General features: G+C 39.5%; 12 protein-coding genes and 1 riboswitch. Of the genes, 11 read left to right on the forward strand and 1 reads right to left on the reverse strand.

Annotation, left to right across the window (positions count from 1 at the left end):
• Positions 1-95: 95 nt before the first annotated feature.
• From HMPREF3182_RS03105 to HMPREF3182_RS03135, 7 genes are all read left to right on the forward strand, one after another.
• Positions 96-764: a trimeric intracellular cation channel family protein gene (locus tag HMPREF3182_RS03105; RefSeq protein WP_062485397.1), complete on the forward strand. Its 669-nt coding sequence runs from the start codon at positions 96-98 to the stop codon at positions 762-764.
• Positions 765-787: 23 nt separating this feature from the next.
• Positions 788-2,725, forward strand: a complete 1,938-nt coding sequence (locus tag HMPREF3182_RS03110) for a DUF4127 family protein (protein WP_062485399.1) — start codon at positions 788-790, stop codon at positions 2,723-2,725.
• Between the two features lie 158 nt (positions 2,726-2,883).
• Positions 2,884-3,063 carry a 30S ribosomal protein S21 gene (gene rpsU, locus HMPREF3182_RS03115; protein WP_007392176.1) on the forward strand — a complete coding sequence of 60 codons (180 nt, stop codon included), beginning with the start codon at positions 2,884-2,886 and terminating at the stop codon, positions 3,061-3,063.
• Positions 3,064-3,088: 25 nt separating this feature from the next.
• The gene (locus tag HMPREF3182_RS03120; protein ID WP_007392244.1) at positions 3,089-3,535 is read left to right on the forward strand and encodes a GatB/YqeY domain-containing protein; all 447 of its coding nucleotides are present in this window, start codon (positions 3,089-3,091) and stop codon (positions 3,533-3,535) included.
• Positions 3,536-3,672: 137 nt separating this feature from the next.
• Positions 3,673-5,574 carry a type I glutamate--ammonia ligase gene (locus HMPREF3182_RS03125; RefSeq protein WP_007392188.1) on the forward strand — a complete coding sequence of 634 codons (1,902 nt, stop codon included), beginning with the start codon at positions 3,673-3,675 and terminating at the stop codon, positions 5,572-5,574.
• A gap of 111 nt (positions 5,575-5,685) precedes the next feature.
• Positions 5,686-5,762: riboswitch (ZMP/ZTP riboswitch) on the forward strand.
• A 45-nt stretch (positions 5,763-5,807) separates the two neighbouring features.
• A complete protein-coding gene (locus HMPREF3182_RS03130; protein WP_206445538.1) occupies positions 5,808-7,481 on the forward strand; it encodes a formate--tetrahydrofolate ligase in 1,674 nt (557 codons plus the stop codon).
• Positions 7,481-8,107 carry a cyclodeaminase/cyclohydrolase family protein gene (locus tag HMPREF3182_RS03135; protein WP_007392171.1) on the forward strand — a complete coding sequence of 209 codons (627 nt, stop codon included), beginning with the start codon at positions 7,481-7,483 and terminating at the stop codon, positions 8,105-8,107. The genes HMPREF3182_RS03130 and HMPREF3182_RS03135 overlap by 1 nt, the downstream gene beginning before the upstream one ends.
• A 105-nt stretch (positions 8,108-8,212) precedes the next feature.
• Here the strand turns inward: HMPREF3182_RS03135 and HMPREF3182_RS03140 are convergent, their stop codons facing one another.
• Positions 8,213-8,638 carry a type III secretion system chaperone family protein gene (locus tag HMPREF3182_RS03140; protein WP_062485403.1) on the reverse strand — a complete coding sequence of 142 codons (426 nt, stop codon included), beginning with the start codon at positions 8,636-8,638 and terminating at the stop codon, positions 8,213-8,215.
• A gap of 193 nt (positions 8,639-8,831) precedes the next feature.
• Between HMPREF3182_RS03140 and HMPREF3182_RS03145 the strand changes: the two genes are divergently transcribed.
• The 4 genes from HMPREF3182_RS03145 to HMPREF3182_RS03160 form a co-directional block, all read left to right on the forward strand.
• Positions 8,832-9,794, forward strand: a complete 963-nt coding sequence (locus HMPREF3182_RS03145) for an ABC transporter substrate-binding protein (protein ID WP_062485405.1) — start codon at positions 8,832-8,834, stop codon at positions 9,792-9,794.
• Between the two features lie 2 nt (positions 9,795-9,796).
• Positions 9,797-10,807, forward strand: a complete 1,011-nt coding sequence (locus tag HMPREF3182_RS03150) for a FecCD family ABC transporter permease (protein ID WP_062485407.1) — start codon at positions 9,797-9,799, stop codon at positions 10,805-10,807.
• Entirely contained in the window at positions 10,800-11,585 is a 786-nt protein-coding gene (locus tag HMPREF3182_RS03155; protein ID WP_062485408.1) for an ABC transporter ATP-binding protein, read from the forward strand. The genes HMPREF3182_RS03150 and HMPREF3182_RS03155 overlap by 8 nt, the downstream gene beginning before the upstream one ends.
• A 66-nt stretch (positions 11,586-11,651) precedes the next feature.
• Positions 11,652-12,333: TonB-dependent receptor plug domain-containing protein (locus tag HMPREF3182_RS03160; RefSeq protein ID WP_156439304.1), on the forward strand; the 682-nt coding region annotated here is incomplete at its 3' end.

Raw genomic sequence — 12,333 nt, forward strand, 5'->3', positions numbered from 1 at the left:
AAACAATATGATAGGGGAATATGGGGTTACTATGTCCGGTAAGATATAATATGTGTTATAATGATAATAATACTTTTTAATGAGAGGATATATCGATGGAATCATTTTGGTGGCATGTTTTTGATATATTAGGAACGGCTGCATTTGCTTATTCGGGGGCGTTGGTTGCCGTTTCACGTCGGATGGATTTATTTGGCGTTTTTGCTTTATCATCAGCTACGGCTGTGGGCGGTGGAATTGTACGTGATACTATGTTAGGCAATTTCCCGCCTGCCGCTTTTCGCACGTCTTTGTATGTAATTATTATTGTCTTAGCGATGGTCTTAGCGATTATTACGATTCGCAATGTACAGGTGAAACGAAAATTTTCACGGATTATGCCAGCTTTTTTTTGGTTGTATACTATTTTTGATGCGATTGGCTTAGGTTCTTTTTCGGTAACAGGTACGCTTTTAGGGTGTCATTATTATCCGGAATACAGTTTGTTTGCTGTGTTATTAGGCGTTTTAACGGCTGTTGGTGGAGGCATTATACGGGACATTTTTGCGGCTAAAATTCCTTTTGTTTTTCGACGTGAAATTTATGCTACGGCTTCTTTAGTGGGAAGTACCGTTTTGACAGGATGCTTCTATACACATTGTTTATCGTTGGCGGGTGGTGCCATATTGTCATTTATCCTTACGGTCGTTATTCGTTTATTGGCGGTTACGTTTCATTGGAATTTGCCTTTAATTAGGCGGAAACATCGGCGGTCATTTTTATAAGTAGAGATAGGGGAGGTAGTAATGTGGGAATAATCAAAAAAATTATAGTTCTAGGAACGTGTGTATATATGGCACTTATAGGAGGCGTGTGGGCGAAGACGATTATATATGTGCCGCAAGATGATCGACCTGTTGATTTGGCATACACTGTTTCTACGGCACAGGCGGCTGGTTATACGATATATACCCCTTCTCAAACGATACTTTCAGGGAGGTCTTTTGTTGGTGATGCTGATGCGTTAGGGGCGTGGGTATATCAGCAAGCACCTAAGGCGGATGCGATGGTTTTATCAATGGATTCGTTGTTATATGGTGGTTTAGTGGATTCACGTAAACATAATTATTCGCTGGCACTGGTAAAACAGCGATTGCAACGGATAGAAAAGATTCATCAATTATATCCGCAGATACCTATTTATGTTTTTAGCACGGTTATGCGCAGTCCCTGGGCAGGAGGAAAAGGCGTTGAGCCTGATTATTATCTAGTATATGGTTCTCATATTTATGGACTGGCCAGTGGGCAAGCAAAAATGGATAAGCAAGTATTGTCAGCAGCAGAAGAAGCACAATTATTTGCTCACCTGCGACAGGTGCCATTGGAATACATACAGGACTGGTATGAACGACGTGCAAAAAATATGCAAATTAACGAAAAGTTAATAGAAGCAACACAACGAGGTATTTTTGCGTACTATTGCTTGGGTCATGATGATCATTCACAAAATACCCAATCTTCTTTAGAATCAGCGTATTTAGAAGCTACTAAAAGAAACATAGATGTGCATTCGTTTGGCTCTTTTCCTGGAGCGGATCAACTTGGTTTATTGCTTATTACTCGTGTGCATAATGAGTTTATGCATCAATCGCCTAAAATTAAGTTGCTATATTCGTTAGGGGAAGAAGAGGATATGTTGCCTCGTTATGATGGACAACCGCTTGGTAATACGTTGCGAGAGCACATTGATGCGATGGGTGGTCAGGTTGTGGATACAGATAAACCAGATATATTGTTAGCGATTAATACGCCTTTTTTACGCACGGCGGGTGAAGCGTCAACCGTTGATAATATACCGGTTTTATTGTCATCGACCAAACAGTTTTTACAGGCTATACAGCAAGCTACACAACAACAGATTCCTGTTAGTGTAGTGGATGTGGGTTTTTCTAATGGGGCTGATAATACATTGCTGTATGGGTTGTATAAGCAACACTTGTTATATGCTATTGCTGCATATAATGGATGGAATACGGCAAGTAATTCCATTGGTTTTGGGATTGCCCAAGGGGTACTGTCTACGCATATGTCCACTGATTCACGGCGGGTCATGTTAGCGACACAATACTTAGATAATTGGGCATATCAAGCCAATGTGCGCGATTATATTTCGCGTATGAAAATGAAGATGAATCGATATCATATGAAGCCGTATTATGCAGATGAAAACAGAGAATTAGAAAGTTTAGCCACAGAGCAATTACAGCGATATGGTCGTATGTATCTGGGGTTACAACCAAATCAAATAGAGGTTACATTCCCGTGGCAACGGTTGTTTGAAGTGGAAGTACATATCCGACTAGATGGAAAGGCTGTTGATGAAATTAATGTACGTAAAAAATTACGAGCAGATCGTTTAGCAGCCTGCCGTAAGCAAGTTGATGTTGCACAAGCACAAGTAATGGCATATCGTAAGGCTTATCAAGAAGCAAAGGCGGCTATGTATGAAGGAGAACCGAAAGATCATCTTTCCCCCGTACAAGACGATGGAAGAGAGGGGTATCGACAGGAAGAAATGGCAACATCGTCTATCGAAGAAACGCTAGATAAGCTACGGCAAGAACAAGCTTTTTGGGAACAACAATTGGTCCTTGCGATGCAGGCGTATGAAAAGGAAAAGCAAATTCAAGTGATGTGGGAAGAGGAAGAAAAGGCACAAGTGAGTCGCACATGGCAAGTGGATTAAGTTTTTTTGTAGATATAGGACAAGCGGATAAGTTAGGAATGATAACACCTGTATACGCTCGGTAAGCGGTTAGTGGATATTGACAAAAGAACTCTTTTTGAGTATAATTTTAGTGTGTGCAGTAAAGCACTCCCTAACATATATTGGAGGGATAGAGGATGTCCGAAATTAAAGTTGGTAAAAACGAAACGTTAGATAGTGCACTTCGTCGTTTTAAACGCTCTTGCCAAAAGGCGGGGGTACTTTCCGAAGTACGGAAACGTGAACACTATGAAAAACCGAGTGTACGTAGAAAGAAAAAGTCCGAGGCAGCACGGAAACGTAAGTTTAGAGCATAGATGTTGACACACAGAAGGTGATAAAATGTCTTTAAAAGAAATATTGCTGCAGGATATGAAAGAAGCAATGAAAGCAAAAGCGGAAGGGAAAACCGCACTAGCTGTTATTCGTATGATTCGTTCAGCCATACGGAATAAAGAAATTGATGAAAAAATTGAATTAGATGATGCTGGTGTAGGTGCCGTTATTGCGAAAGAAATGAAACAGCGAAAAGAATCGTTGGTAGAGTTTGAAAAGGCTGGGCGAGATGATTTAATTGCTCAAATAAAGGATGAAATAATGGTTTTGGAAAAATACATGCCAAAACAATTATCTCCTGAAGAAGTACGACAAATTGTTGTACGAGCTATTGCAGGAAAATCTAGCATAACAATGGGTGAAGTAATGAAACTTGTTATGCCCCAGGTACAGGGAAAGACAGACGGACGTATCGTTTCTCAAGTGGTAAAAGAACTTTTGCAACAGTCATAACAATGGATATTGCTTGACAAGATGTGTATCTTATTGTATCGTATAACATATAGAAACAACATAATATAAGACGTAGTCAAAGAAGACTTTCATTCTTTTAGAAGGAGAAGTCTTCTTTTTTTTGGAAGGAGTATATCATGAATAAAGATGAACTAATTTATGTAATTCCAGCAGGACAATATGGCAAAGAAGGTATTTTGGCATTATTAAAACAGCATCCAGAAATTCAGTTTGTTTCGTTAGTAGGGGTTGATTTAGCGGGTAATGATACGGATGAAAAAATTCCTATTTCCGTGTTTTTTGAAGATTATGATAAATTTTTTAATGCGACTGCTTGCCAAACGGATGGTTCATCTGTTGTTTTACCAGGCATTGCTACCTTGTCTAATGCTCGTGTGGATATTAAGGCTGATCCAGGGGTGAATTGGTTTGTCGATTATAATGATGAAAATATTGATAAAGGAACGGGTAAACCTGTAGGAACTCTCCGGATTCCGAGTTTTTTGCATCATGCTAGTGGGTATATTGATTCACGTTCTATTTTACGCAATACGGTACAACATGTGGGCGAACAAATTCTTTCTCTCCTTAAAGAGTTTGGCATGCAAGGGATAGCTGTTCCAGTGGAAGATATTGAACGAATTGTTTTTACTACGGCGACGGAATTAGAATTTTGGGTTAAAACACCAAGTCAAGATGTAGCGAGTCGCTTATTATCGGCTTCACAAAAATTGCAAGAACAGTATTGGCAACGTACGCATGGGGTTGTTCGCACCGCGTTGGAACAGACGATTACGCGGTTGCATGATTATGGTTTACAACCAGAAATGGGGCATAAAGAAGTAGGGGGTATTAAGGCACATATTGATGATTCGGGCAAACTTATTTTTGTCTTGGAACAGTTGGAAGTGGATTGGAAATATTCGCATGATCCCGTACAAACTGCTGATAACGAAATTCAGGCACGGATTATTATTCGTGAAGTATTTAGAGAAAATGGTTTAGATGTTACATTTCAGGCGAAACCAATTCCAGGTGTGGCCGGTAGCGGTGAACATACGCATGTAGGCATTGGGGCGGTCCTCAAAAATGGTAAGGTGGTAAATTTATTTAATCCGACTGATATGAATAAGGAATTTTTATCACCCTTGGGATATGGGGCATTAATGGGGATATTAAAGCATTATGAAGTAATCAATCCCTTCGTTTCTTCTACGACAGATTCATTGAATCGGTTAAAGCCAGGATTTGAAGCACCTGTGTGCATCGTAACTGCTTTGGGAGGGGAAAGACCAGATGTGCCAACGCGTAATCGGAGTGTATTGGCTGGGTTAATTCGCAGTGTCGAAGCACCTTTGGCAACTCGTATTGAAATGCGTGCACCTAATCCTTTTACAAACACGTATATTGCGATAGCCTTGTTCTATTTAGCTGCATTGCATGGGATTGATTATGTTTTGCGAGCAAATAAAACGTCGGCAGAATTATTGCAAGAATTATCTAAAGAGCCAGGTGAAGAAGCAACTTATTTAGAGAAAGATAGGGCTTATCGTTCGGAAGTAGATGTATTTGAACATTTTAATGAAGCAGAACGTAACGCACGTTTTGGCAAAGCACCAAAAACGGTTTGGGAAAATTTTAAAGCATTAGATATATATCCAGAAAAATGGGATGATTTAGTATGCCCAGCTTTTGAACGGCGGATTATGGAATCATTCCGTTTGGGGGCTTTAAATCGTTGGGCTTTGGAATTACAATATCGTATTATTCCGGAAAATTTAACGAAAGTAATTGGGGCACATAAATTACATGATGATAATGATGGCAATCAGTTAGAAATAAATCGATGGATGAAAATTAATGCATTACGTACGGAATTAGGCCGGGATACAGAATGCGGTTTATCTATTTTTTCTCGTATTAAACAAGCCTTGAATGAAAAAAATTATGATGAAGCTTCTGATTTAATGGCTATAATGAGTGATAAAATGGAAGAATTAAATGAATTGTACTATGAATATTCTCATAATGCTTTTTAATGTGTAAGGGTACGGTATTGGAATGATTGTTACGAGATATATTTGTGGGGTAGCTTTTGGTACATATACCGTTAAGGTTGACAGTAGGTTTTACCTTTTTGTATAATAACAACATCATCATGGACTGACGGCAGTGGAATAACCACAGGGATCATGATTGTAAATAGCCGACCGTCTAGGCAACTGTCTGGATGGGTCGGCTTTTTTGAGATATAGGAGGTTTTGACGTGCAGATAAAAAGTGACATAGATATAGCCCAACAAGCTGTTTTAGAACCGATTATAAAGGTGGCAGCGAGTGTAGGGATACAAGAAGATGAAATAGAACTATATGGACGGTATAAGGGAAAATTGTCTTTTGGTGCGATGAAACGATTATCTCAAAAGCAAGATGGTAAATTAGTGTTAGTGACATCTATTAATCCGACTCCTGCAGGAGAGGGAAAAACGTTGACGACTATCGGGCTTGCTCAGGGATTACAGGCGTTAGGGAAAAATGCGGTCGTTGCTTTGCGTGAGCCTTCGATGGGTCCCGTTTTCGGTATGAAAGGGGGAGCTGCTGGTGGCGGTTATGCACAAGTGTTACCGATGGAAGATATTAATTTACATTTTACGGGGGATATGCATGCTATTACGGCAGCGAATAATCTATTAGCAGCTGCGATCGACAATCACTTGCAACAGGGAAATGAATTGAGGTTAGATAGTCGGCGGATTGTCTGGAAGCGTGTGTTAGATATGAATGACCGTGCATTGCGGCATACGGTTATCGGGATGGGCGGCATGAATTCGGGGATTCCGAGGGAAGAACATTTTATGATTACGGTCGCCTCTGAAATTATGGCAATTTTATGTTTAGCAACAGATATAGCCGATTTAAAACGGCGTATGGCTGCAATTATTGTCGGCTATGATATGGATGGAAAGCCTGTACGGGCAGAACAATTACAGGTAACTGGTGCAATGGCGGTACTTTTAAAAGATGCAATCAAACCGAATTTGGTGCAAACGATTGAGCATACGCCAGCACTTATTCATGGGGGACCTTTTGCCAATATCGCTCATGGCTGTAATTCTATTATGGCGACTAAGATGGCATTGAAAATGGGCGATATTGCAATTACGGAAGCTGGTTTTGGAGCTGATTTAGGAGCAGAAAAATTTTTCCATATCGTTTGTGCAAATGCGGGGTTTGCACCACATGCAGTGGTAGTTGTCGTGACTGTACGTGCTTTAAAGATGCATGGCGGCGTAGCACGTGATGCTTTAGATCAAGCAAATGTTATTGCCGTGCAAGCGGGTTTGGCGAATTTGGCCAAACATATAGATACATTACGACAATTTGGTGTTCCCGCTATTGTTGGGATGAATCATTTTGCCGCGGACACAACGGAAGAAGTTCAAGCGATTCAAAAATGGTGTGATGCACAGCATATTCCGATGGCCTTGCAAACATGTCATCGTGATGGCGGTAAGGGCGGCCGTGCGTTGGCACAGGTTGTCATAGATGTTTTACAAAAACAGGACAAGGCTTCTTATCAGCCATTATATGATGTACATGATTCGATAGAAAATAAAGTACGAGCAATTGTACAAAAGGTATATGGTGGTAAAGATGTGGCTTTTTCGGCACAAGCTAAAAAAGAAATACAACAATTGGTAGCGTTAGGGAAAACTTCTTTGCCGATTTGCATGGCGAAGACACAGTATTCTTTGTCTGATGATCCGCAGGCTAAAGGATCTCCACGAGATTTTGTGATTACGATAGATCAAGTTCGGCTTTGTGCAGGCGCAGGATTTATTGTGTGCCAAACAAGAAATATTTTAGTTATGCCAGGCTTACCTAAAGTCCCTGCTGCTAATGGGGTTGATATAGATGAGAATGGAAAAATTGTGGGGTTGTTTTAATGATAGATGTAGAAAAATTTAAAGACGTATCAGTAGAAACATTTTTAGATATGGTTGGATCTGATGCACCTGCTCCTGGTGGAGGCGGAGTTGCTGCATTGATGGCAGCTTCTTCGGCTGCACTTATTGAAATGGTAGCTAATTTGACGGTTCATAAAAAAGGATATGAACAGATACAAGCAGAAGTACAAGCGATAGGAGTTGCGGCTCACGCCATTCGTAAATCTGCGGTTGAGGGTATTGCAGCGGATGGGAAGGCGTTTCAACAGGTGCTACAACAGTTAAGACTACCGAAAGAAAAGGCTGAACGAGATGCTCTGGTGCAACTTGCTTTTCGAGAAGCAGCTTGTGTGCCTTTTTACTTGGGCAAACAGATGATCGAGTTATTACGATTAGCTGATAAAATTATGCTTATCGGGAATACATGGGCTGTTACGGATGCGATGATTGGTGCTATACAAGCACGAGCCGCAATGCGTGCTGCTTTTTATAGTGTGCAGATTAATTTGAAATTCATTCGTGACGAAGCTTTTGTTTATTCTATTAGGGAACAATTAGCCACAGCAGAAGTACAGGCAGAACAATTAGAAAAGAAAATAGAACAACGATATCAAGAACAGGGATAGAGATGGTTCTCGTATACGAAACAAAGAAAAACGCTATTCAATTTATGAATAGCGTTTCTCTTTGTTTTCTCTTTGGTTTCTCTTTATGGGAGTGGTAAGTTTATCTTAAAATGCATTTACGATTTGTTTGTAATTGTCGTTTAAGTGGGTAATAATGGTATCGTATAATGCGTAGACTAAATCCAGATTTACTGTATCTGTTTCGTTAATGATGCAAAGATCTAAGGTGATATTACCTTCCGTATCGATGACATATTTAAATGCTTTGTAAGAACCATTGTATTCATTTAATAAGGTGTATAGTGCGTTCTTATTTTTTTCATTAACTGCATTAGGAGCAATAAAGACACGAATCATACTATATACACTGTCATCTAAAACAAAGATGGTATTAAATTCAGTGCCTGTAATCACTAATTTTGATCTAAAAAGGACTGTATGTAGTTCATCGTCTTTTAATTCTTCTACACTAAAATCGTTGATTTTTTTTTCGTCTAATGCTTTTTTAAATGATTCCGCTTTTTTATTCATGCTACAACTCCTTTATTTTTTATACACTTAGTATAGCATATTTCTTTTAAATATAAAAGTGATATTTACTATTATATTTTATTAGCATCGTTTTTTAGTGATACGTTGTTAGTTAGGACTAGATTTTATGCAAATATATTGATATACTATTTACTAGTGATTATCATTATCTAAAAGTCAAGGGGGGCTATTTGTGAGAAAAGTTATTATTGGTATTATTGTTGTAGTGGTAATCGGCATTATTGCAGGTATTACACATGTGTGGCAAACGCAGTCTTCTGCATCGGTAGGGGCGATGCAAACGGTAACGGACAGTACGGGAACACAGGTAGATATACCTACACATCCTAAGCGGATCGTATTTTTAAATCCGTCTAATTTAGACTTGTTTGTTGCTGCTGGTGGTGCTGACATGATTGTGGGTAAGCCTAAGTCGGAAGCATTTTCACCAGAAGTAAAGCAAGCGGTGGCTAATGTTACTGAAATAGGAATTATTCATTCGCCTAATGTTGAAAAAATTTTGTCATTGAAACCTGATTTAGTAATTGGAGTTAACGTTCCATTTCATAATCAAATTAGAAAAACCTTAGCAGATAATGGAATTCCATTATATATTAATTCGTTAGATAATTATGAAGATACGGTAAAAACACTTACATTTTTTGGCACATTGACAGGAAAAACGGATCTGGTAAAACAAAAAATTGATGAATTGAATACTAAGGTTCAGGAGATTGAAAAAATTAAGCAAGGAAAAAAGAGTCCTAAAACATTGATTATTTTTAGTTCACCCGCAAGTAATAACATGGCTACGGGGAAGAGTTTTTCTGGAGATATCTTACATCGTTTAGGTGGAACGAATATTGCTGATTTTGATACTTCCTTAAAGGGGGCGTATGTACCGCTGAGTATGGAATATGTGGTTAAACAAAATCCGGATACGATTTTTATCATTTCTATGGGTACATCAGAACAAATGAAAGCACAATTACGGGGACAGATGAAACTTAATTCGGCGTGGAATCAATTAAAAGCGGTTCAAGAAAATAGAGTATTTGATTTACCGATGAATTTATTTACCGTTAACCCAGGCAGTCATATTGGTGATGCCATGGTATATATGGCAAATTGTTTGTATGGTCAGGGAGGAAAGTAAGGATGACGAAACCGATACAGGATCGGCGTGAAATGATACGCTTGGCTACGCTTTTTGCAGGCGTTGTGTTTTTGTTTTTGGCAATGTTGTTTGCCGTAGCAATAGGAGCTGTACATATTCCTATTACTGATATTTTCCAGTCCTTTGCTGGAAAAGGTGATATCGAAACATTTCGCATTATTTATACGTTGCGCTTACCGCGGGTATTATGTGCTACACTGGCTGGTGCTAATTTAGCCTTGTCTGGCTGTATTTTACAAGGGATTTTGCGAAATCCTCTAGCTGATCCTGGGATTATTGGTATTTCTGCTGGTGCAGGGTTAGCGGCAATGTTTTTGATGTTAGTGGCACCAACCTTAACTGCATTTGTTCCCATGGCTGCATTTGGAGGTGCAATTGCAGCTGCGGTGATTGTGTTTGCTTTGTCTTGGAATCGCGGTATTAATCCGTTGCGATTGGTGCTGGCAGGTGTGGCTGTAGCGGCTTTTTTTGGCGGCGGCATGACGGCATTATCCGTTTTCTTTTCCGATCGTATTCAAGGGACGGTGGCATGGCTAGCGGGCGGGTTTGCTGGCAGTAGTTGGGAATATGTACGTATGATCTTTCCTTATAGTCTAATCGGTATAGTGGGGGCATTGTGTAGTTTTCGGCAACTTAACGCCTTGCAGTTAGGTGATGAAGTAGCCAAAACATTAGGTGTGCATGCCGAACGTACTCGGACTATTTTGGTTGCTTTATCGGCATTGTTAGCAGCATCAGCCGTAAGTGTAGCAGGCTTGCTTGGATTTGTCGGACTGATTATTCCGCATGTTATGCGATTACTTATTGGTTCGGATTTTGAAACGTTATTGCCAGCCTCTGCGTTATTTGGTGCGGTATTGGTATTAGTAGCTGATATTGTTGCCAGAACGTTATTGAGTCCGATGGAAATTCCTGTGGGCATCTTTATGTCTTTTGTAGGGGCACCCTTCTTCTTGTATTTGCTCAAAAGGAGGATGAATAAGTATGAATAAGTTGTTTGCCAAAAGCATTAGGCTTGCCTATGGTTCAAGGGTGATCGTACAAGATTTGACGATTTCCTTAGATAAACCGGAAATTATATCTATTATTGGTCCTAATGGTTCGGGAAAGTCAACATTGTTAAAAGCATTGGCAAAATTATTGATACCGACGCAGGGGGCAGTTTATCTGGATGGAAAGGATTTACAAGAGATTTCTGTTTCATCCTTGGCAAAGATTATTTCTGTTTTACCGCAATCAGTGCAGGCACCAGGGGATATGACGGTACGGGAATTGGTACGGTATGGAAGATTACCGTACCAAACCATTTTTTCTTCTCTTACGGAAGACGATAATCAAGCGATTAATAAGGCCTTACATAATACGGCTATGTGGGATTTACAATATGCACAATTGACATCAATTTCAGGTGGTGAACGGCAGCGTGCTTGGCTTGCCATGGCATTAGCAAAAGAACCAAAAATTTTATTATTAGATGAACCAACGACATATTTAGATATCCATCATCAATTAGATTTGATGGAATTAGTTATGAATCTATATAAAGAATTAGGCATTTTGGTAGTTATGGTTATGCATGATCTCAATCACGCCGTGCGTTATAGTCATCGGTTGGTGGCATTGAAAAACGGTAAAATTGTAGCTGATGGTAGTGTGGAGGAGGTATTTAAGGCGGAAATATTGGAACCGCTTTATGATATTAAAGCTATCGTTACAACCGTAGGAAGTGGAGAACATATACAACGTATTTGTTTACCTTATGCAACATAAGTTGGTATGCCACTATGTTTGTGTATAATATATAATCATGTTTAAAAATAAAGGAGAGTGGGGAGAATGAAGAATTCAGCATGGAATAGAAAATCTTTTTTGAGTGCGGCTGTTTTTATCGCATTAATGACCTCGTTTGGAAGTGCTTCGGCAGCAGATGTACAAACGAAGGATGTCGTAGTTACGGCGAATAAAACAGCAATGAAGGTACGTACATCACCAGCAGCAGTAGAAATTATTACGGAAAAAGAAATTAAGACATTAGGTTTTAATGACGTTCGTTCCGTACTTGCGTATGCAAGTAACATTGATTTATCTCGCGCGGTAATGACTGGAAATGCTGTTCGTATACGTGGGATGAATTCAGATCACACATTAATTTTAGTTGATGGTCGGCGTATGGCAGGAGAAGATACGAGATCTACTGCGAATTCTTATGCCTTACAACGGTTAAGCGTAAATGATATTGAACGCATTGAAATTGTACGTGGACCATCAAGTGCGTTATATGGATCGGATGCTATTGGTGGGGTTATTAATATTATTACAAAAGTGCCAACAAAAATGGGTATCACTATGGGTATTAATACGGGAACGTATGATACAGCTACTTTTTTGCATGCTAATTTAGGAAAGCATGGGCGTTGGACAACGGCTTTTGATGCTCGTCTTGATAGTAAGCGTAAGATTTTACATTATGTTTATTCGGGTGGACACATGGGAACACCGCAAGGCGGACACATGGGAA

The organism is Megasphaera hutchinsoni (assembly GCF_001553405.1).
Lineage (GTDB): Bacteria > Bacillota > Negativicutes > Veillonellales > Megasphaeraceae > Megasphaera > Megasphaera hutchinsoni.

Excerpts from the sequence above, each read along its gene's own strand:
- HMPREF3182_RS03105 (WP_062485397.1), top strand. The coding sequence starts at position 96 with ATGGAATCATTTTGGTGGCATGTTTTTGATATATTAGGAACGGCTGCA.
- rpsU (WP_007392176.1), top strand. The coding sequence starts at position 2,884 with ATGTCCGAAATTAAAGTTGGTAAAAACGAAACGTTAGATAGTGCACTT.
- HMPREF3182_RS03120 (WP_007392244.1), top strand. The coding sequence starts at position 3,089 with ATGTCTTTAAAAGAAATATTGCTGCAGGATATGAAAGAAGCAATGAAA.
- HMPREF3182_RS03125 (WP_007392188.1), top strand. The coding sequence starts at position 3,673 with ATGAATAAAGATGAACTAATTTATGTAATTCCAGCAGGACAATATGGC.
- HMPREF3182_RS03135 (WP_007392171.1), top strand. The coding sequence starts at position 7,481 with ATGATAGATGTAGAAAAATTTAAAGACGTATCAGTAGAAACATTTTTA.
- HMPREF3182_RS03140 (WP_062485403.1), bottom strand. The coding sequence starts at position 8,638 with ATGAATAAAAAAGCGGAATCATTTAAAAAAGCATTAGACGAAAAAAAA.
- HMPREF3182_RS03150 (WP_062485407.1), top strand. The coding sequence starts at position 9,797 with ATGACGAAACCGATACAGGATCGGCGTGAAATGATACGCTTGGCTACG.
- HMPREF3182_RS03155 (WP_062485408.1), top strand. The coding sequence starts at position 10,800 with ATGAATAAGTTGTTTGCCAAAAGCATTAGGCTTGCCTATGGTTCAAGG.